This window comes from Clostridium sp. LY3-2 (assembly GCF_024705715.1).
Lineage (GTDB): Bacteria > Bacillota > Clostridia > Clostridiales > Clostridiaceae > Clostridium.
On the sequence record NZ_JAMDLQ010000054.1, the window covers coordinates 1 to 22,219 of the forward strand.

Annotated in this window: 19 protein-coding genes, 2 tRNA genes, 2 rRNA genes and 1 pseudogene; 22 read left to right on the forward strand and 2 right to left on the reverse strand. The window is 29.4% G+C overall.

Annotated elements, in window-relative coordinates:
- The 7 genes from M4I33_RS15095 to M4I33_RS15125 form a co-directional block, all read left to right on the forward strand.
- A 23S ribosomal RNA gene (locus M4I33_RS15095) occupies positions 1-76 on the forward strand; the annotation flags it as partial.
- A gap of 95 nt (positions 77-171) precedes the next feature.
- Positions 172-288: ribosomal RNA gene (gene rrf / locus M4I33_RS15100) — 5S ribosomal RNA — on the forward strand.
- 6 nt (positions 289-294) lie between these two features.
- Positions 295-371, forward strand: a tRNA-Ile gene (locus M4I33_RS15105).
- 3 nt (positions 372-374) lie between these two features.
- Positions 375-450 (forward strand) — tRNA-Ala (locus M4I33_RS15110).
- A gap of 323 nt (positions 451-773) precedes the next feature.
- Positions 774-914, forward strand: coding sequence for a hypothetical protein (locus M4I33_RS15115; protein WP_194192599.1), 141 nt, complete (start codon positions 774-776; stop codon positions 912-914).
- 199 nt (positions 915-1,113) lie between these two features.
- Positions 1,114-1,557 (forward strand): hypothetical protein, encoded by a 444-nt coding sequence (locus M4I33_RS15120; protein WP_257917600.1) that lies wholly within the window; start codon positions 1,114-1,116, stop codon positions 1,555-1,557.
- Between the two features lie 56 nt (positions 1,558-1,613).
- The gene (locus M4I33_RS15125) at positions 1,614-2,057 is read left to right on the forward strand and encodes a VanZ family protein (protein ID WP_257917601.1); all 444 of its coding nucleotides are present in this window, start codon (positions 1,614-1,616) and stop codon (positions 2,055-2,057) included.
- A gap of 33 nt (positions 2,058-2,090) precedes the next feature.
- On the opposite strand, the gene M4I33_RS15130 is transcribed toward M4I33_RS15125, so the two are convergent.
- On the reverse strand, positions 2,091-3,485 hold the full coding sequence (locus M4I33_RS15130) for a DUF2334 domain-containing protein (protein WP_257917602.1): 1,395 nt from the start codon (positions 3,483-3,485) through the stop codon (positions 2,091-2,093).
- A gap of 280 nt (positions 3,486-3,765) precedes the next feature.
- On the opposite strand from M4I33_RS15130, the gene M4I33_RS15135 reads away from it, so the two are divergent.
- From M4I33_RS15135 to carB, 15 genes and pseudogenes are all read left to right on the forward strand, one after another.
- Positions 3,766-5,301, forward strand: coding sequence for an AbgT family transporter (locus M4I33_RS15135; protein ID WP_257917603.1), 1,536 nt, complete (start codon positions 3,766-3,768; stop codon positions 5,299-5,301).
- Positions 5,302-5,531: 230 nt separating this feature from the next.
- Positions 5,532-6,989, forward strand: coding sequence for a glycosyltransferase family 39 protein (locus M4I33_RS15140; RefSeq protein ID WP_257917604.1), 1,458 nt, complete (start codon positions 5,532-5,534; stop codon positions 6,987-6,989).
- A gap of 106 nt (positions 6,990-7,095) precedes the next feature.
- Positions 7,096-8,910 carry an LTA synthase family protein gene (locus M4I33_RS15145; protein ID WP_257917605.1) on the forward strand — a complete coding sequence of 605 codons (1,815 nt, stop codon included), beginning with the start codon at positions 7,096-7,098 and terminating at the stop codon, positions 8,908-8,910.
- Between the two features lie 304 nt (positions 8,911-9,214).
- Positions 9,215-9,589, forward strand: a complete 375-nt coding sequence (locus tag M4I33_RS15150) for a YbjN domain-containing protein (protein ID WP_257917606.1) — start codon at positions 9,215-9,217, stop codon at positions 9,587-9,589.
- Between the two features lie 18 nt (positions 9,590-9,607).
- Positions 9,608-10,282 (forward strand): PspA/IM30 family protein, encoded by a 675-nt coding sequence (locus M4I33_RS15155; RefSeq protein ID WP_257917607.1) that lies wholly within the window; start codon positions 9,608-9,610, stop codon positions 10,280-10,282.
- 72 nt (positions 10,283-10,354) lie between these two features.
- Positions 10,355-10,873, forward strand: a complete 519-nt coding sequence (locus M4I33_RS15160) for a DUF4178 domain-containing protein (RefSeq protein WP_257917608.1) — start codon at positions 10,355-10,357, stop codon at positions 10,871-10,873.
- Between the two features lie 18 nt (positions 10,874-10,891).
- Positions 10,892-11,425: a hypothetical protein gene (locus M4I33_RS15165; RefSeq protein WP_257917609.1), complete on the forward strand. Its 534-nt coding sequence runs from the start codon at positions 10,892-10,894 to the stop codon at positions 11,423-11,425.
- A gap of 18 nt (positions 11,426-11,443) precedes the next feature.
- Positions 11,444-11,638: a DUF350 domain-containing protein gene (locus M4I33_RS15170; protein ID WP_257917610.1), complete on the forward strand. Its 195-nt coding sequence runs from the start codon at positions 11,444-11,446 to the stop codon at positions 11,636-11,638.
- Between the two features lie 11 nt (positions 11,639-11,649).
- Positions 11,650-11,844, forward strand: a complete 195-nt coding sequence (locus M4I33_RS15175; protein WP_257917611.1) for a DUF350 domain-containing protein — start codon at positions 11,650-11,652, stop codon at positions 11,842-11,844.
- Between the two features lie 17 nt (positions 11,845-11,861).
- Complete coding sequence (locus M4I33_RS15180; protein ID WP_257917612.1) at positions 11,862-13,403, forward strand: polyamine aminopropyltransferase; 1,542 nt, start codon at positions 11,862-11,864, stop codon at positions 13,401-13,403.
- Positions 13,404-13,558: 155 nt separating this feature from the next.
- Entirely contained in the window at positions 13,559-14,614 is a 1,056-nt protein-coding gene (locus M4I33_RS15185) for a phosphodiester glycosidase family protein (RefSeq protein WP_257917613.1), read from the forward strand.
- 13 nt (positions 14,615-14,627) lie between these two features.
- Positions 14,628-15,632, forward strand: coding sequence for a hypothetical protein (locus M4I33_RS15190; RefSeq protein ID WP_257917614.1), 1,005 nt, complete (start codon positions 14,628-14,630; stop codon positions 15,630-15,632).
- 253 nt (positions 15,633-15,885) lie between these two features.
- Positions 15,886-16,518, forward strand: a complete 633-nt coding sequence (locus M4I33_RS15195) for a 4Fe-4S binding protein (RefSeq protein ID WP_257917615.1) — start codon at positions 15,886-15,888, stop codon at positions 16,516-16,518.
- 295 nt (positions 16,519-16,813) lie between these two features.
- Positions 16,814-17,841 (forward strand): annotated as a pseudogene (locus M4I33_RS15200) (carbamoyl phosphate synthase small subunit).
- A gap of 23 nt (positions 17,842-17,864) precedes the next feature.
- On the forward strand, positions 17,865-21,080 hold the full coding sequence (gene carB, locus M4I33_RS15205) for a carbamoyl-phosphate synthase large subunit (protein ID WP_257917616.1): 3,216 nt from the start codon (positions 17,865-17,867) through the stop codon (positions 21,078-21,080).
- Positions 21,081-21,449: 369 nt separating this feature from the next.
- Here carB and M4I33_RS15210 read toward each other — a convergent pair whose 3' ends face one another.
- Complete coding sequence (locus M4I33_RS15210) at positions 21,450-21,914, reverse strand: hypothetical protein (RefSeq protein ID WP_257917617.1); 465 nt, start codon at positions 21,912-21,914, stop codon at positions 21,450-21,452.
- Between the last annotated feature and the right edge of the window lie 305 nt (positions 21,915-22,219).

The following is a 22,219-nucleotide window of genomic DNA, read 5'->3' on the forward strand; positions in this document are numbered from 1 at the left end:
AAGGTTGATAGGTCAGGAGTGTAAGTGTGGCAACACATTCAGCTGACTGATACTAATAGGTCGAGGGCTTGACCAATTATTTGTTAACTATAATTCATGTGCAATTTTAAGAGAATAATCTCTTAAAACTTAATAAACTAATTTCAAATGGATATTAGTTTTAACCAGCAATCTGGTGATGATGGCATAGAGGAAACACTCCTTCCCATTCCGAACAGGAAAGTTAAGCTCTATAGCGCCGATGGTACTGCACGGGAGACTGTGTGGGAGAGTAGGACGTTGCCAGGTCAATTAGGATCTTTAGCTCAGCTGGTTAGAGCAACCGGCTCATAACCGGTAGGTCCGGGGTTCGAGTCCCTGAAGGTCCACCATTTGGGGGTATAGCTCAGTTGGGAGAGCACCTGCCTTGCACGCAGGGGGTCAGGAGTTCGAATCTCCTTACCTCCACCAAAGGTGAAAGAAGTCATGAATTTAATTCATGACTTTTTTGTTTTATATAAATAATTTTATAAAGTTTTTTAATATAGTATTAAAGAAGAAATATTTAAATATGAAAAAGAATTATAAAACAGGATTAATATGTAATAATATGGTGGAATTTTACTAAATGTTATTATGTACAAGTTATGTTTGCTTCTATATAATTAGAAGTACATGATATATTTATATGATTACGTTTTCTTAGTAGACATAATTAAAATTTATTATATGTAATGAGGGCTTTATTAAACATTACAGATTGAATAAAAAAGCTTGAGATGGGGAGTGTTTTTGTGACAAATATTGAAAAATTAAAAGAACGTCTTAAGGAACTTAAGTTAGAAAAGAGAGAGCTAATTTTAGCTGGTAAAAAAACAGGAGAAGTTGATGAAAAAATAGAGCTTATAGAAAGTGAAATAAGCGAATTTAGATAAGTAGAAATTTATTTGAGAACTTAGCAAAGATAGTGCTAGGTTCTTTTTTAATGTACTGAAAGGAATAAAATTATATTTTTTATTAAGGTGTTTTATAAAAGTATTATATTTTTATAAAATAAATAGAATAAAAGTAGGGTGGATTAGAATATAAATCATAATAATGGAAGATATTATTCTATTGTTAGGAGTTGATTAAATGGTAAGAACAGTTGTATGTAAAAAGGAAGGGTGCAGTGGTAACGAATTTATAATCGAAACTACAGAAGGAAAGTTTAAAGCTACATGTAAAGAGTGTGGCACTGAGTTTGAAATGGATTTAAATGATACAGGTTACGAATTATTATCAGTTTGTAGCACGTGTAAAAACGGAACATTTAAGGTTTTTAGAGATTATGATAAATCTAAGATATACGCTAAATGTACTGAATGCGGCAATCCACCAGAAAAGGTTTTTGTAGACATAGATGGAATTCAAATTTCATATAATGAAAAGCTATTAGAGGATATAAAATCTGTTGTAAGTAGTGTAGAACAAAGGATGTGTAATCTTGAAATAAAGATAGAAGATATGGAAAGAGGGCAAGCTATACTAGAGGAATCTTTAGCTTATATTAATAAATATATTATTGAAGATAGATAGGAATAAATGTTATATTTGATATAATAAAAACTAAAGAATAATTAGGAGAGTAAATGATGAAAGAGAGAAAAGGCAAGATATTAGCTTATGCTTTAGTTATATTTTGGATGTGTTTTATTTTTTTTATGTCTAACCAGCCAGCAGATGTATCAAATGGACAAAGTGATTTAGTAATAAATCTATTAAAAGCTGTAGGCGCAAATATAACTAGTGCTAATATTGATTTAATAACTACAATAGTAAGAAAAGGAGCTCATTTTACTGAATATTGTATTTTAGCATTACTTTATTATAATGTATTAAGATTTTATATATCTAATAAGAAAGCTAGATTAATTGCAATAGGACTTGTATTTCTATATGCATCAACAGATGAATTTCATCAAACCTTCGTGCAAGGAAGAGCCGGAAAATTCACTGATGTTCTTATAGATACTTCAGGTGGTGCATTTGGAGCTATTATTGTTTATTTATTTAACATTAATAAAAAATGGTTATAAAAAAAATCCACACTAAATTTAGTGTGGATTTTTTTATTTTGATTCTATCATTTCAGATGCATTAATAGTTGAATATCCTTTTTCATTTAATGCAGTTACTATTTTCTTTAATATTGACTCTGAAGTAAGATCAGAGTTAAAATAATTATCCTTTACTTTAACATCTATATATTCTAGCTCTATTGTAGGATGGTAGAACATAGAAGCTAATAAATTAGGAGTAGGATTATCTAATTTCTTTATTAAGGGTTCTGGATCTCTATCATGAACGTATCCAAGTGGTGTTGGTATATAAAGGTTACCTTTATTAGTAGTTTCTATACCTGTGTAATATAAAACACTATATGGTTCATATAAAATTTGAAAGTATTCTCCTATTATATCTTTTTGCTTTTTTGTAGCATGATAATGAGGACTTTCAAAGAATGTTACTGGTATATTTAACTTGTTTGCTACACTTATAGCATTTTCAACAACAGCTCTAGTTTCTTTTTCTGTGTTATTTATTTTACTAGTAAGTTCGCTTCCAACTGTACTTATTGAGTCATTAGCTTGGTGAGTATAACCGTGAAGGCCAATTTCAGCATTACTATTTATTGCGTAATCTAATAAGTTAATAAAGAAAATATTACTTAAATCTTTATTTGTAAGAAGGTTATTATCATAATTATCTTTTGGATTTTTGTAATGAGGCACCCAGGCTATATTAAATCTTATGTTATTTTTATAAAGGTAATCAAACATACCTTTCATTTTACTTTGATTTTCATCTGTTAATAGGGAACCTCCAGCTGTAAAATCTTCAAATCTAATTAAGGCAGCTCGTCCATTTTTAACCTTATCTTTATAATTACTCTTATCTAAATGAGAATTTAATATATCGATAGAATTCTTTTCTTTATTAAACACAGCTGTTAAAGAAAAGATGTATTCTATATCAGATAAAGATAAATAGTTTTTTGAATCTTTATTAAGAAGTTCACCTCTAAATTTATATTCTTTACCATTTATAAGTGCAGAATCATTATTTAAAAGGATTTCTTTTTTTCCTTTAGTTATTTTTAGTGGATTTGTATCTTCTACTTTGTATCCCAAAGTTTTAAAAATATAATCTAAAGGTAGATAATATCTATAGCCTTTTTCAAGTATTATGTAATCTTTCGGCATAGGCTTACCTATAAATTTTAAATTAATTCCTTTTACTTCTGATACAGTTTTATTTATTTCATTTGTTGAAACTTTAAAACCTCTATTGTATTTAGAGTAAGCTTCAAGTTTGGATTGGTTTATATACTTATTTACAGCTTTACCATTTTCCACAGTGCATGTTCCTTGGAAAAAACTAAAGTAAAAAGTAATTCCATACCCTATACCTAATATTAAAATAGTTATTAAACTATATATTAGGATTTTTTTAAATTTTCTCATAATATAAACTCCTTTGATTTTTTTAACACTTCATATTATAACATATACTGGAAGAAATTAGGTAAAAATAAATGAATATTAAGGAAATAGAAACTTGCTTAAAGTATGAATAAATACCTGTAAATATGAATTAAAAATAAATAAAATGAAGGAATTATATAAAAATGTTGCAAAAATATGAACAAGCATATATAATGTTTTTATGAGGCGTACATATGTGTACAAAATGTAGACTGGAATTATACAAGTTTTATAAAAATAATAAAAAGGGGGATTTACTTTGGAGAAAGTTAAAAAGAAAAAAGGTATTTTAAATGGAATTGAAAAAGTAGGAAATGCGCTGCCGCATCCTGCAACTATATTTATTTTATTATGTGCAGGTCTTGTACTTCTTTCAGCAGTACTTGCAAAAATGGGAGTTAACGTTACATATACTGGGGTAGACAGTCACACAATGGAAGTTAAAGAGATGACTGCAAACGTAATTTCACTTTTAAGTCCAGATGGAATAAGATTTATGTTCGAAAGTGCAGTTAGCAATTTCACTGGATTTGCACCACTTGGAACTGTTTTAGTAGCTCTACTTGGAGTTGGAGTTGCAGAAGGGACAGGATTAATTGGAACATTACTTAGAAAATTAGTAACTAGTACACCTAAGAGATTAATAACAGTAGTAGTTGTTTTTGCAGGTATCATATCAAATATCGCATCAGATGCAGGATATGTTATCTTAATTCCACTAGGTGCTATCGTATTTTTAAGTTTTGGAAGACATCCTTTAGCTGGACTTGCAGCAGCCTTTGCTGGGGTATCAGGAGGATTTAGTGCAAATATAATCTTTGGACCTACAGATGCACTTCTTTCAGGGATTAGCCAAGAAGCAGCAGCTTCAGTAGTTCCAGGATATGAAGTTGGGATAGCTTCTAACTGGTATTTCCTTATAGCATCAACTGTACTTATCACCATAGTCGGTACTATTATAACAGAGAAAATAGTAGAGCCTAGACTTGGGGAGTATAAGGGTAAAAAACAAATTGAAAAAGTTGAAGGAATATCTAAAGAAGAAAAGAGAGGACTTTTATTCTCTGGAGTAGCTTTATTAATTTTTGCTATATTTATGGCAATATTAGTAGTTCCAGAAGGATCACCTCTTAGAAATCCTGAAACAGGAGAAATATTAAAATCACCATTTATGTCATCTATGGTAGCTATTATATCTCTAGCGTTTATGATTCCAGGTATATCATTTGGAATAGGTAAAGGTGAAATAAGAAATGATAAGCAAGTTGTTTCTTTAATGAGTAAGAGTATGGCTTCAATGGGTGGATACATAGTATTAGTATTCTTTGCAGCTCAATTCGTTGCATACTTTAATTATACTAAGATTGGAACAGTTGTTGCAGTTAATGGAGCAGATTTCTTAAAGAATATAGGACTAACAGGAGTTCCTTTAATAATAGCATTTATAGCAGTTTCAGCATTTATAAATTTATTTATGGGATCGGCTTCAGCTAAATGGGCTATAATGGCACCTGTATTTATTCCTATGTTTATGGATTTAGGATATACTCCTGAATTAATTCAAATGGCATACAGAATAGGGGATTCTAGTACAAATATAATATCTCCGCTTATGACTTATTTTGCATTAATAGTTGCATTTGCGGAAGTTTATGATGAAGATACAGGAATAGGAACTCTTATATCTACAATGGTTCCTTATTCAATAGGTTTCTTAATATGTTGGTCAATTCTTTTAGTAGCTTGGTTCTTATTAGGATTACCACTTGGTCCAGGGGCTGGATTATTTATGTAATATCAATAAGTAAATATAATTTAGGGGCTTAAATTATAAGATTAAAATGTCTGCAATATTTTGCAGGCATTTTTTTGTAGTGTTATTAAATAATGCTACTCTTTTTTATTATAGAGAGGACTTTTATGTTTAACATTAAAGAAATAATTATTAGTTTATGTTACAATTATATTTGTTAAATTCTGTAGTTATATAAACAGGATTTAATTTAACAAATCAGGAGGGTTACTATGGATATTAAAAAGTTTAGAGATGGTTTTACGAACTTTGTAACAATAGCATTAAAACCATTAATTCTAATACTTGTCGTAACAACAATCGGTGCCTCTATTAAGTATTTTACTAAAATAGAGTCAGGATTTATTGTTACAACGCTTATAACAGTATTAACTGTTGCGTTAGGATGGGTTTTATTAAAAAAGGATAAGATAAAAAATCAATATAAAATAATTATAATTTTACTTTGGGGAATGATTATTAGAATACTTTGGTTACTTAATGTAGATTCAATTCCGGTATCGGATTTTAGGACTATATTCGATTCAGCTAAACTACTTGCAGAGGGAGACCCGAGTATGATGCACGGGAATGCATACATAGCAAGGTTCCCACATTTAACTATGATGGTTGTATATATGTCATTTATGATAAAAACGTTCCAAGATCCACTTATAGCTATGAAAATAGTTAATCTTTTTATGGGTGTATCAGTAATATTTTTAATATACTTAATTGTAAAAGAGGTATTTGAAAGCAAAAAATATGGAATTATAGGTGCTTTAATTGCAGCAATTTTTCCACCACTTGTTACTTATACTTCAGTATTTTGTACAGAAAATATAGCTATTCCATTTTACCTTTTAGGTATTTACTTCTTTTTACTAGCTTGTAAAAAGAAAGCTCCAAAATATATGTTTTTATTAGCAGGAGGAGCTTTATCAGTAGGTCATTTATTTAGAATGGTTGCAATGGTATTAGCATTTGCATTTGTTTTATATATAGCTATTTATTATAATGACACCGTAAAAGAAAAAATTAAGGCTATCCTTATGGTTGTTATTAGCTTTATGTTAGTACTTGGAATAGCAAGTTTTACTTTAAAAGGGCTTGGAATAACAGAAAATCAACTTTGGAAAGGTGCAGAACCTTCAATAACTAATATACTAAAAGGAACTAACATAAAACATAATGGTGCTTGGAATGAAGAAGATGCTAAAGTTCCAGATGAGTGCAATTATGATTATGATGCTATAAATAAAAAATCTAAAGAGATAATTATAGAAAGATTTAAAACTACACCTATAACTGAGTGGATACCTTTTTATATTCAAAAGTATGCAACGCAGTGGAGCGAAGGAGATTTAAGCGGTATTTTTTGGGCTCAACTAGACGTTCCTGAAGACGGAATAAAAATTGATTTCTTTAAAGGTGGAAGAGGAGCATTCCAGTTAATCTATACTATAATAATGATTTTAGTATTTATAGGATTATTTAATAAAAAGAGATATAAAGAAAAACCGGAAATAAACTTATTTTATATAGGATTTTGCGGATACGGGCTTGCATACCTAGTAACAGAGATGCAATCTAGATATTCTTATATAGTATGTTGGCTTTTTATAATACTTGCTATATCAGGAATTGAAAAATTAAGAGAAGTATATTTAGATAAAAAATCTATTAAGTAATTAGATATATGTCTCTAAATTATAATTTTAAATATTAGGGGATGTTGAATTATTTAAAAATAGCAACATCCCCATAATTTTGAATTAAGAAGGGGATTTATTTTGTATGGAAAAACTAAAAAATTTTCTTAAAAAAAGAATCGGATTTATAAAGCTATTTATTTTTATAGCTTTAGTTTTTAAAACTATGATTTTTATAGCTCTATCATCTACAGATACAGGAAGATCTTTTACTGGAACTTGGGGTGTATATATAGATTATAGAACTATTCTTGGACAATTATCATTTATATTTATACTTATGGTTCCTGCATACTTTTTTAAGGGCAAAAAACAAATATCTTATTTAATTTTTATAGATATTTTATATACTTTGCTGCTTTTAGCAGATATGTGGTATTACAGAGGAAACAAAGGGCTTTTAGGAGTAAGACATATATTATTTAAAGATATGTTTAATCCTTTTTCTGATAATTTAATTAATCCAAGTATTATAGATATCTTATTTATTTTTGATATACCTATAATTATATTTATTAGATACAAATACAAGGAATTATTAAATTATAAAAGAAAAATTGTATTTGGAGTTTTAGGGATTTTAGGGTGCGTAGGAACTATCTACGGAACTTATTATTTATTTGATGTTAAGAATATTGATAATGGTAAAGTAATGTTTATGAGGGGTGAATGGGCGCCTTTTGTAACTGTTCAAAGAGCTACCCCTTTAGGGTATCATTTATATGAAGCAAATCTTGCATTAGAAAAGAAAGATAAAACTTCAAACGAAGAACAGATGAAAGAAGTAGATGCTTGGCTTAATTGGAATAAAGAAGATCTACCTAAAAATGAATACGCTGGAATCCTAAAAGGTAAGAACGTGGTATTTTTACAGATAGAATCTTTAGAAAACTTCGTTATAGGAAAGAAAGTCTACGGGCAAGAGATAACGCCAAACCTTAATAAATTAATTAAAAAGTCTTTATACTTTGATAATTTCTATGAGCAAAACAACGGAGGAAATAGTATAGATTGCGATATGATGGTAAACACAGGTCTTTTAACTTTAGGAGATAGTATAACATTTTTATCTCACCCAGAAGTTAAATATCCTAGTATGGCTAGAGAATTAAACAAAATAGGATACGAAACGGCCTCTACTCATGCTGAAAGAGGAAGCGATTGGAACTGGTCTGAAGCTCATGCAAATTCACTAGACTTTAAAAAGATGTGGGATATAGGTTCATATGATGTAAATGAAGTAGTAGGCTTTGGACTTTCAGATAGAACTTTCTACAATCAATACGTTAATAAGCTAACTACATTAAAAGAGCCATTCTTTTCAATGATACCGACTCTATCAAGTCATATGCCTTTTAATATCTCAGATAGCGAAAGAAAATTGAAATTACCTAAAAATGTTGATAATAGTTATATTGGAGGATATATTCAAAGTATTCACTATGCAGATGAGCAAATAGGTTATTTTATGAAGAGGCTTGAAGAAGCAGGACTTAAAGAAGATACAGTCGTAGCTATTTATGGAGATCATACAGGGGTTCATAAGTATTATTCAAATGAAATAAAAGATGTTCCTCTTGAGGGTGATTTTTGGCAAAAGGGAGACAACAAAATTCCACTTATAATAACAGGGCCTGGTTTAAAAGGCGAAAAGATAGATACATTTGGAGGACATTCAGATATAATGCCAACTATGTTATATCTTTTAGGAGTATATAATCACGATAGTGTTATGGGAAGAAACCTTTTAAATACTAATAGAGATGCTGTTGTTTTAAAAGGTGGAAAGGTTGTTGGAAACCCAACAAAAGAAGAAAAAGAAAAACTAAGTGAGTCTTATAAGATAGCAGATTATTTAATTAAAAATAATTACTACGAAAAAAGAGGATTTATAGATTAAAATAGGGATACTTTTGTATCTCTATTTTTTATACAAATTTATAACATAAAAGGTGATCTTAAGGATGAAATATTTACAAAAAATAAATAAGTAAGAAATAGTACATTAAATAGTATGAGATACCACTTAAATAGAAGAAAATAAGAGGTATTAGATACCATATAGCCTTAAATAATCTAAATGGTTTCATTAAGCAAAAAATAGACTAATTAGAGGTTTGACGTCTTATGAATATTACTTTAAAATTTAATTATAAAATATTTACAAAAAAAGAAATAAAAGAAAGATATGGAGGGGATTTTAATTGGAGAATTTAAAAAAAATTGATAGCTATCTTAATGAAATAGGGATAGGCTATAAAAAGGTCGATGACATCTGGGTAGTTAATGACGAGGGGTTTACAAATAAATTGGCTATTTATATTGATGATAGCATAGTTGTATTTAGGGTAAAGGTTACAGACCTTCCTAAATCAAATAATGAGGAGTTATATAAAAAGCTATTAGAATTGAATGCTTATGATCTTGTACATGGGGCATATGCTATAGAAGATAATAATATTGTTATAGTAGATACACTACAAGTTGAAAATTTAGATTTAAATGAATTTAGAGCATCTTTTGAAAGTATTGAGCTTAGCTTAGCTCAGCATAAATCTATTTTAGAAAAATATTTATAAAATTTAGGGGGAATTAAAATGGGAATATTTCAAAGATTATCAACAGTAATAAAATCAAATGTAAATGATGCTATATCAAAAGCTGAAGATCCAGAAAAAATGCTTACACAGTTAATAATAGATATGAGTGAGCAATACTCTAAAGCTAAAAACGAAGTTGCAAGAGCTATTGCAGATGAAAAAAGATTAAAAAAAGAATATGAAGTTCAATTAGCAAAGTCTGAAGAGTGGACTAAAAAGGCAGAACTTGCTGTAAATGCTGGAAATGATACTTTAGCTATGGAAGCTTTAAAAAGAAAAAATGAATATGATAGCTTAGCTAGTAGATATAAGTCAGAATGGGAAGGCCAAAAAAATACTACAGAAGGTTTAAAAACAAGTTTAAGAGGATTATCAGAAAAAATTGAGGAAGCTAAAAGAAAGAAAACTTTATTAGTAGCAAGAGCTAAAAGAGCTAAAGCTCAAAGTACTATAAATAAAACTATGGCAGGATTAAATGATACTAGTGCCTTTGATACATTTAATAGAATGGAAGAAAAGGTTGATAATTTAGAGTTTGAAGCAGATGCTAGTGAAGAATTAGATTCATTAAGCCAAAAAGATGAATTAGAAGAACAATTTAAAGCTTTAGGTAGTGAAGACGCATCAGTAGAAGATGAACTTGCAGCTTTAAAAGCTAAATTAGGAAAGTAATAGAAATATAAAATTAAATGGACTGCTTAAATAAATTATAAATAAGCAGTCCTATTTAAATTAGGAGGAAATATGGGTATTTTTGATAGGTTAAAACAGGTAATAAGGTCTAATAATGCTATAGAAAAAGAAGAACATATGAATAAAAAAAATCTTTTTAATCTTAATATATGTGATATTATATCCGTTGAGGAAATAGATTATGAAGTAGAAGCTATTTTAGAATTTAACGATCATGGATTTAGATGGAGAGAGTATAAACTTAAAGATGCGTTAAAAACATTATGGCTTAGTGTAGAACAAGATGATGAACTTGAGATATCTTTGTATGAAGAAATAAGAATACCATGTTTTGAAATAAATAGAAAAATTACTTATGATGGCGTTGAATACTTTAAAGACGAGGATGGAGAAGCCATCGTTGAAAAGGTAGAAGGTGCTATAGGAGTAGTAAGAAATGAAAGAGTTATGTACTATGAATATTGCGATAGAGCTGATGAAAAGTATTTATCAGTAGAAGTTTGGCAAGGTGAAACAGAAGTTAGTTTAGGTAGGGAGGTAAAAGAATATAATATAGAAATTTATGGATAAATATATGGGGGATAAATAATGAATAACTTTAAGTTAAATAAAGGAATAATTTTTGCTATTTTAATTTTTATAGTTATAGTAGTTGTTGGTAGTTTCATTATTAGATCAACTGGAGGGAAAGTCAAAGAATTACTATTTAATGATTCAAAATTTAAATATAGTACAAGTGATACATCTAAATATAATTCTAAAAGTAAAAGTGATTACTTTACAACTAAGATGACTCCAAAAGATGCATACGATTATATTAAAAAAAATTGCAAGGGTTTTGATGAAGCTAAAGCTGTTGAGGGAGAAGATAGTTTTATAATTAGATATCACGATGAGGATGTACTTATATATAAGGGGGACGATGGAACTACTTATGTTCAGATAGCTGACGAAGAATATATTCGTGATAATGGATTTACAAGCACTTATAGGAGAAGCAAATGGAATGCAGCAAGTACTCTGATTTTATTAGATTTAGCTGAGGGAAGAAAAGGTGGAAAAGGTTTCTTTTCAAGCATATTTAGAAGTACTGTAGGTGGAGGTACTAGTTTTGGAAAATAATTTTAGGGGGAGAAAAAAATGCATGGATTTTTAGGAACAGTAGCCTATTCAGTTTTAGGTTTATTTTTAATGTTTTTAGGTTATAAATTTTTTGATATGATAACACCATATAATTTTGCAGAGGAAATTAAAGAAAAGAACCCTGCAATAGGGATAGTTATAGTAGGATTATTTATATCAATAGCTATGATAGTAAGAGCAGCTATAGTTTAGGGGGAGAATTTATGAATGGAATAATACAATGTTTAGTTTACTTTGGAGTTGGAATGTTTTTTTGCGCTATAGGATATAAGATATTTGATTTTATATTACCTTTTGATTTAAGCAAAGAAATAGATAATCATAATATAGCAGCTGGACTTGCTGTTGCGGGTATGTTTGTAGCAATAGCTATGGTAATAAGTACAGCTATAGTTTAAATGGGAGTAAAGATATAATGTTTGACAGAAAAAAAGATGACAAAAAGAAAAAAGGACTAAACGTTACACCTATCTTATTTGCAGTATTTCTTATAGCAATCTGTGGAATAATTTATGAACTTATAATAGGTGCTATAAGTTCATACTTAATGGGGAATAGCGTTAAGCAGTACTCAATAACAATAGGGCTATTTATGAGTGCTATGGGAGTAGGTTCTATTTTATCAAAAAAGATAGATAAAGATTTATTTGATAAGTTTGTAATTATTGAACTTTCATTAGGGATTTTAGGAGGATTTTCAGCGTTTTTATTATTATATTCATATGCCTATACTGAGTTTTATAAATTAGCTATGTATTTTTGTATTTTAGGGATAGGAATGCTTGTAGGGCTTGAGATACCTATATTAACTAGGATGATTGAAGATAGCGAAAGTGATTTAAAATCTACTATAGCTAATGTTTTAAGTTTTGATTATATCGGAGCTTTAATTGGTTCTTTAGCCTTTCCTTTAATTTTACTTCCTAGCTTAGGACAACTAAAAACAAGTTTTTTAGTAGGAATAATAAATGTAATAGTTGCAGTTATACTTATAATTTTTTATAAAAGTGAAATCAAAAATTATAGAGTATTAAAGTTTATAAGTTTATCTGTTTTAGTATTACTTATAGGTTTTTTTGCAACTGGAGATTCTATTTCTAGGGGTATAGAAAACAATCTTTATAGAGATAGGGTAATACACAGTTCTCAAAGTAAATATCAAAAAATTGTTACAACAAAGCATAAAGATGATTTAAGACTATTTCTTGATGGAAATATACAATTTAGTTCAAAGGATGAATACAGGTATCATGAATCCCTTATTCATCCGGCTCTATCTTTAGCTAAAAAAAGAGATAGAGTATTAGTTTTAGGTGGTGGTGATGGACTAGCACTTAGAGAAATTTTAAAATATAAAGATGTAAAAGAAATAGTATTAGTAGATATAGATTCGGAAATGCTAGAATACTGTAAAACTGACCCTCTTATAAGTAAGTTAAATGAAGGGGCTTTAGAAAATAATAGGGTTAAAATTATAGCAGGGGATGGGTATAAATATCTAGAAGAAAATAAAGATCCGTATGATGTTATAATAATTGATTTTCCAGACCCAAATAATGAGTCTTTAAATAAGTTATATACTAATATATTTTATAGGCTTGTTTGGAATAACTTAACAGACGAAGGGATTGCAACGGTTCAATCAACAAGTCCACTTGAAGCTAGAAGAGCTTTTTGGTGTATAAATAGAACTATTAAATCAGAAAACTTTTATGTAGAGCCATATACTGTTCATGTTCCTTCTTTTGGAGGTTGGGGATTTAACATGTTTTCTAAAAAGAAGTTTAATCATGATAACATAGATATAAAGGTTTCTACTAAATTTTTAAGTAATGAAAACTTTGAGGGGTTATTTACATTTGGAAAAGATGAAAGTGATTCTAATGAAATAAGAATAAATACATTAACTGATCCGATACTTATAGGATATTATGAGGAGGCAGTTAATGGAATGTAATAGATTAGCATTGTAGTTTTTTTGAGCAAATTTAACTATAATGCTACTTTTTTAGGTACAATATATTAAAAAAGTATTAAAAATTATGATTTTTTTATTTTAACGTGTATAATTAGGCTAGTTAGATGTTATGCATAAAAATAGGGAGAGATATAATGGAAAACTTAAAGGATGATAAAAAGAATACTATCAAAAAAAATAGGTGCAAAGTTAAGAAAAAAAAGAAAACTAAAAAGAAATTTATTAAAACATTAATAGCTTTTATAGTTTTTGAAATTATCTTTACAGCAGTAACAGCACCATTTGTACTTTTATATGGACCTTTTAATAATGCAAAGAGAGTTTGGGTTGGGTCAGCTATGACAACTATGAGTCATAAATATTTAGCAACTGCCTTCTTATCAGATAAGAAGATAGAAGAGATATTAAACTCAGGTAACTCAGGTGATGGTACAGTTGCAGCAAATGCAACAAGCGCAGATGTAAACTTAAAAAATAGAAATGATAATATAGAATTATTCCAGTTTGAAAACTCAAAGTACCAAGGATATATGTTAGTTATAAACGATCCTAGTAGAGTTAAAGTTGCAAGTACTAAGTACTTAGGCAAAAAAGGTGAAACTACATCTCAAATGGCGCAAGACCACAATGCAGTTGCAGCGATTAACGGAGGGTCATTTGTAGACAAGTCAAGTAGCTCAAATTGGACAGGTAATGGAGGAACTCCAACAGGCGTTATTATGACTGGTGGGAAAGTAGTTTTTACAGATTTAAAACCTGATACAAAGAAAGAGACTATGGCAATAACTAAAGAAGGTAAGATGCTTGCCGGAAAATATTCAATAAATGAATTAAAAGCTTTAGGAGTACAAGAAGCAGTAAGCTTTGGACCGACTTTAATTAGAGATGGAGCACCAGTTCAATTAAACGGGGAAGACTCATCTCAAGGTGTAGCACCAAGAACAGCTATAGGACAAAGATCAGATGGATCTATAGTAATGATGGTTATAGACGGAAGAAGTATAGTTGATGGACTTGGATGTAGTATTACAGAATTACAACAACTTATGCTTACAGAAGGTAAATGCGTTACAGCAATAAATCTAGATGGTGGTAAATCATCAACAATGTATTTAAACGGTGAAGTAGTAAATGATGTTTCAAACGGATTAGGTGAAAGATATATAGCTTCATCAGTTATAGTAGAATAACGGGGGTCAAATAATGAGAAAATTTAGAACGATATTAGTTTGGATTGCAATATCTTTAATACTTCAATGTGGAGTACTCTTTTATTTAGACCAAGTTTATTTCAAAGATAATGCAAAAGTTAATATGAAACAAGTAGATATTAAAAATGATTTAGAAAAGCTAGACAAGCACCCTCAAATACCAACAGGTGCAACTAGCATAAAACCATCATACGATGGTAAATATTTAAGTTATTATGACAATGGTTCTTTAAATGTTTTAGATGGAAACAGTGGAGAAATACAAAACTTTGATTTAGTTCAAAGTGGACCTGTATTAGATTCACTATGGCTTTCAGATAGAAATGTTTTACTTACATTAGAAAATGTAAATGGAAGAATAGAATTATATAGTTATGATGCTAGAAAAAAACAAAATGAAAAGATGATAGATATAACTTACTATAGTCAGTACTATAAAACATTCGATATTCAGTCATCTCCTATTACAGGTGTAACTTACGTTAAAGTTGGTGGTGGAGTATTTAGAATAGATATAAACCAAAGTCACGCTGAAGCTGTACCTATAACAGTTAAGAGTGTAGGAAGTATGGATATTCTTCCTACAAAAGACAGACTTGTCTATATAGCTGAGGGCGGAAGTGTAATTCATATGACACAACCATCACAAAGAGAAGTTATCACAGGGTATGGACCTTTAAAGATAATAGGAATAGATGAAAATGATACTGTCTACTTAGTACAAGCTAATAATGATAAAGTTAGTAAGATATTAAAGAAAGATCTAAATAATGAGACATCTAAGGTAGAGACGATAGATTTAGGAGTATCAGCTTCATTAAAAGATATTTTCGTTAAAGACAATGGAAATTTATATGTAAATGATAGTAGTAAAAATGAAGTTAAAGAAATTAAAAGTGGAAAAACATTTAAATATGAAGGTAGCTTTATAGGAATGTATCAAAGCGGAATAGCTAGTAAGAAAGACAACAAGTTATATAGAGTACCTTTTAACTAATAAGACTAAAAAGCAGTTATCTAAAAGATAACTGCTTTTTTTAATATAGAGAAAAATATAAAACTTATAATTAAAACAGGTTGGAGTTAAGTATTGAAATAAGGATTTTCAAATTAAAAAAGAGAAATTATTTCATAAACTACAAAAAAGGATTTAATTTAAAGTTTTACCAAAAAAATAATTTGACCGATTATAAAAAAATATATATAATCAAATCATAAAATACCACCTAGGGGTATATGAGGAGGATTTTATGAATCTATATAAAAAGTATGGATATATTTTATTTTTAACATTTTTAGTTTTAGTACCATTTAATATGGTGTTTGGTGTTCTTGCAGTACTTTGTATGTTAGCACCTGTAGGTTTTGCACTTTTTGGTAAGGGGAGGTACTGGTGCGGAAACTACTGTCCTAGAGGGAACTTTTACGATAATATCTTAAAGAAGATAACTAGAGGTAAAAAAACACCTAAGTTTTTAAGTAGTACAGGATTTAGAATTTTTATGGTTCTTTTCTTATTAACTATGTTTGGTACAGGAATTTATAAAAACTATGGAAACTATACAGGAATAGGTTTTATATTTTACAGACTTATATTAGTTACATCTATAATAGCTTTAATTTTAGGATTTGTATTTAACGAAAGAACTTGGTGTAACTTCTGTCCGATGGGTTCAATTTCAGGTTTTATTTCTAAAATAAGAGGTAGAAATAAAGGGATAAAGGTTTCAAACAGCTGTGTATCTTGTAATCTTTGTGCAAAGAGCTGCCCTATGGGAGTAGAGCCTAGAGATTTTAAAGGAGGAGTAATAAATAGTACTCAATGTATTTCTTGTAGTAAATGTACGTACTCTTGTCCTAAAAAATCATTAGAATTAAAATAAATCTTTACAGATAAAGTGTTTTAAGATAAAATGGTAACAAATGAAAATTAAAGAGTTAGAGTACACTTTAAATTGGTCCTGTGAGGCCAGAAAGGAGTGCAACTATGTTACTAAATAATTTAAAAAACATAGCTTTGTCAGAGAATAATAAAATGAATTTAATTATAAATACGAGGATGATTAGGAGAGCAAAATCTTAGATTTTTGCTTTCCTGGTTGTCCTTTTCTTTTATTTTAAATTCTTTTAAGGGTGTATTGATAACTCTAAACATAAAAGTTTAGAGGAGGATTATTTATGAATGCAAAACTTATTTTAGAAAATGGTGTGATTTTCAAAGGTAAAGCCTTTGGATACCTTAAAGAGAGCGTAGGAGAAGTAGTATTTACTAAGTATTAACGGATCCTTCTTATCACGGACAAATAGTAACTATGACATATCCACTTATAGGTAACTATGGTGTTAACTTAGATGATATGGAGTCAGTTAGACCTCAAGTTAAAGGGTTTATAGTTAGAGAAAAATGTGATTATCCAAATAACTTTAGATGCGAACTTACTTTAGAAGATTATCTAAAGCAAAATAAAATAATCGGTTTAGAAGGAATAGATACAAGAGCATTAACAAAGATACTTAGAAATAACGGAACTATGAAGGGAATAATAGTTTTAGATGAAGTAACTTTAGATGACGTAAAAGCTAAACTAAATGACTTTTCAAATAAAGATGCTGTACAAACTGTATCTGTAAAAGAAAAGTATGAGATAAAGGGAAATGGAAAAAACGTTGCGATAATAGATTATGGAATAAAGGAAAATATACTAAGATGCTTTAAAAAGAGAGGCTGCAATATTACAGTTTTCCCTCAAGATGCAAAGAGTGAAGATGTTTTAAGTATAAATCCAGATTTAATATTTTTATCAAACGGACCTGGAGACCCAGAAGATTTAACTTATCAAGTAGAAGAAATAAAGAAAATGATAGGAGTTAAACCTGTTGTTGGTATTTGTTTAGGACATCAGCTTTTAGCATTAAGCTTAGGTGGAAAAACTACAAAGCTTAAGTTTGGTCATAGGGGTTGTAACCATCCAGTAAAAGATTTAGAAACAGGGAAAGTACACATAACCTCACAAAATCACGGATATGTAGTAGAAACTTTACCAGAAGGTGTTGAAATTACTCACGTAAATATAAATGATGGAACAGTTGAAGGGTTAAAAGTAGAAGACAAAAAAGTCTACTCAGTTCAATTCCACCCTGAAGCATCAGCAGGACCAAAAGATTCAGAATATATATTCGATAGATTTTTAGACTACGCACTATAAGAGGATTTTAGGAGGGAAAAGTTATGCCATTAAATAAAGATATTAAAAAAGTATTAGTTATAGGGTCAGGCCCAATTATTATAGGACAAGCAGCAGAGTTCGATTATTCAGGAACTCAAGCTTGTGAAGCACTTAAAGAAGAAGGAATAGAGGTTGTTTTAGTAAACTCAAATCCAGCTACAATAATGACAGATAAAGAAGTTGCAGACAAAGTTTACTTAGAACCATTAACTATAGAATTTATAGAAAAAGTAATAGCAAAAGAAAGACCAGATAGTTTACTTGCAGGAATGGGAGGACAAACAGGTCTAAACCTTGCAGTAGAATTATACGAAGAAGGTATTCTTGATAAATACAACGTAAAAATAATAGGTACATCAGTAGCTTCTATTAAAGACGGTGAAGATAGAGAGCTATTTAGAGCTATGATGAATAGAATAAATGAGCCAGTTATAAAAAGTGAAATTATAACTGAATTTGAAAAGGGAATGGAATTTGCAAGAGAAATCGGATACCCAGTAATAGTTAGACCTGCATACACATTAGGTGGAACTGGTGGAGGAATAGCTGAAACAGAAGAGGAACTTAAAGATATTTTAACATCAGGTCTTCAGTTAAGTACTATAGGACAAGTTCTTCTAGAAAAATCAGTTAAAGGCTGGAAAGAAGTAGAATACGAAGTTATGAGAGATTCATACGGAAACTGTATTACTGTATGTAACATGGAAAACATAGATCCAGTCGGTATCCACACAGGAGACAGTATAGTAGTTGCTCCGTCTCAAACTCTTTCAGATAAAGAATATCAAATGCTTAGAACTGCATCTATAAATATTATAAATGCAGTAGGGATAGAAGGTGGTTGTAACGTACAATTCTCATTAAATCCTGATAGCTTTGAATATGCAGTAATCGAAATTAACCCTAGAGTATCAAGGTCTTCAGCACTTGCATCAAAAGCGACAGGATACCCTATAGCAAAACTTGCAACTAAGATAGCTTTAGGATACGGCTTAGACGAAATAAAAAATGCAGTTACAGGAAGAACTTATGCATGCTTTGAACCAAGTTTAGATTACGTAGTATGTAAAATTCCAAAATGGCCTTTTGATAAATTCTTTAGTGCAGATAGAGCACTTGGAACTAAGATGATGGCAACTGGAGAAATAATGGCTATAGGTTCAAACTTTGAGCAAGCATTTTTAAAAGGAATAAGAAGTTTAGAAATAGGAAAATATTCTTTAGAGCATAAAAAGTTTAGAGAACTTAGCATGAGAGAATTAAAAGATAGAGTAATGACTCCAGATGATGAGAGAATATTTGCTTTAGCTGAAATGCTAAGAAGAGAATATAGAGTAGAAAAAGTTTCTGAAATAACAGGAATAGATAAATTCTTCGTTCAAAAAATAAAATGGATAGTTAATGAAGAACAAAGATTAAAACTTAGTACTATAGATGATTTAGATAAAGAATGGTTACTTAACTTAAAGAAAAAAGGATTCTCAGATAAGGGAATTGCAGACTTTTTAGAAGTAAGCCCAGAAGATATAAATAGACTTAGAGAGATTTGGAACATCAAACCTACGTATAAGATGGTTGATACTTGTGCAGGTGAGTTTGAGGCTGTTTCACCATACTACTACTCAACTTACGATGAGTTTGATGAAGTAGAAATAACAGAAGGTAAGAAAAAAGTTATGGTTATAGGATCAGGTCCTATTAGAATCGGACAAGGAGTAGAGTTTGATTATGCTTCTGTTCACTGCGTAAAAGCACTAAAAAAATTAGGAATAGAAACTATAATCGTAAATAATAACCCTGAAACAGTAAGTACAGATTTTGATATCTCAGATAAATTATATTTTGAGCCTTTAACAGAAGAGGATGTTTTAAATATAATCGAAAAAGAAAATCCAGATGGAGTAATACTTCAATTCGGAGGACAAACGGCTATAAAACTTGCTAATTTCTTAAAAGAAAAGGAGATAGTAACTCTTGGAACTACTGCAGATCAAATAGATATGGCAGAAGATAGAGAAAAATTTGATGATCTTTTAGAAAAGCTAGATATAGCGAGACCTAAAGGAAAAGGTGTTTGGAACGTAGAAGACGGATTAGAAGAAGCTAGAAAACTTAAGTTCCCAGTATTAGTTAGACCTTCATATGTACTTGGAGGGCAAGGTATGGAAATAACTTATGACGAGGAAGAATTAAGCTACTACTTAGTAAATGCTTTCGAAAGAGATAAGAAAAATCCAATCCTTATAGATAAATATTTAATGGGAAGAGAAATAGAAGTAGATGCAATTTCAGATGGAGAAAATATATTAATACCTGGAATAATGGAACACTTAGAGAGAGCTGGAGTTCACTCAGGGGATAGTGTAACTATGTACCCAAGTCAAAATATATCAGAAGGAATAAAAGAAAAAGTTTTAGATTATACTAAAAAATTAGCACTTGGAATCGGAATAAACGGAATGATAAACATCCAGTTTATAGAGTTTGAAGGAAATCTGTATGTAATAGAGGTTAACCCAAGAGCTTCAAGAACAGTTCCGTATATTAGTAAAGTTTCAGGAGTGCCTATAGTTGAAATCGCAACTAGAGTAATGCTTGGAGAAAAGATAAAAGATTTAGGATATGGAGTAGATGTATATAAAGAACCAGATTTAGTATCAGTAAAGGTTCCAGTATTCTCAACTCAAAAACTTCCAAACGTAGAAGTTTCATTAGGACCTGAAATGAAATCAACAGGTGAAGTTTTAGGAATAGGAAGAACTTTAAGTGAAGCTTTATATAAAGGATTCTTAGGGGCTTCTATGTACCCTAAAATGGAAAGCGGAAAGATCCTTGCAACTATTAAAAAGCATGATAAGGAAGAATTCTTAAAAATGGCTAAGGATTTATCAGAATTAGGATATAAATTTATATCTACTAAAGGAACTTGCAAGCTATTAAGAGATAATGGAATAGATGCAGAAGAGGTAAGAAAAATAAACGAAGAAAGCCCAAATATATTAGATGCAGTTAAAAATAAAGAAGTAGATTTAGTAATAAATACTCCAACAAAAGGTAATGATTCAAAAAGAGATGGTTTCTTAATAAGAAGAGCAGCTGTTGAAAGAAATATAGGAGTTATGACAGCACTAGATACTTTAAGGGCATTGATTGAAGTTAAAAAAGAAGGATATAACAAAGAGAATAATTTAGAGATATTCAATATAGCAGAAATATAATAATAAGACTTAAGCCCTATGGAACAAATTGTTCTGTAGGGATTTTTTTATACGTTGAATGCAAAACTAACTTCCGTTTTTATGATGAGTGAAAATATGAGATATTGATTGCCCTTTTAAAACTAATGGAGATATTATATTATCTATTTTTTCCAATTCTTTTTGAGTTATATTAAGAGCTTCTCTAGATGAGGTTAAAAGTTCCTTATATTTTATATCTGCAACTTTAGTCTTATAGTAGCTTTTTTCGTAAGTACACGCAGTGCTTGTATTACATCAATTACAAACATAGGGATAACAGGTAAGTCGAGAGCATTGCTTAGTTGAATATTCATTATAAGATCTATAGCAGTTTATAAAAATATTCTATTAAGTTATATGAAATTTATTTTTTATTACTAGGAAAATTTGAAAAATTATTATTAGTATAAGGAAAATTAAATATGTATCTTTAATATTTTTTTCCCAAATATAAGTATGCATTAATTTTATATTACCATATGAAGGAGACCACTCTTTTACATTTAAAAATTTATTACCAGATTTATCTGTTATAATATTTCCGTATAAATCAAAATCTATATAAGTTGGATTTCCATTTTTAAAAGTAGTTAATTCATCATATAATGTATTTCCAATAAGACTATTTTCGTAGAATTTATAGCCATAATACTCATGTCTACTTACAAACCCATCCATAGAGTCAAAACGAAATTGAATTTTATCTAAATTAGGATTGCTTTCTTCTTTATGAATTTTATACGGTATAAATGGAATTATAAGTGTGATAACAATTAATATAGAATTAAGCCAAATGATAATATTTCTTTTCATAAATTTATACCTCCAACATAATGTATTTGATAATATTCTATAATTTAAGGTAATATCCTTCAAATTTAAGAAAATTTACGAGAAAACTTTCAAAAATACTCAGAATAGTAGAATATTTACGATTAGCATTATATAATTCTTTAATATTTCTTACGAACTGTTTATCTATATTATTTCTTCCATACCCAGTACGAAACATTGCAAAATCTATTTCTCTTAAAGTGTAATTTTGATCTACACTATATTCAATTATAAGACGATCTTCTATTGTAAGATGCTTTCCTTTGTCATAATTAATCCTCCTA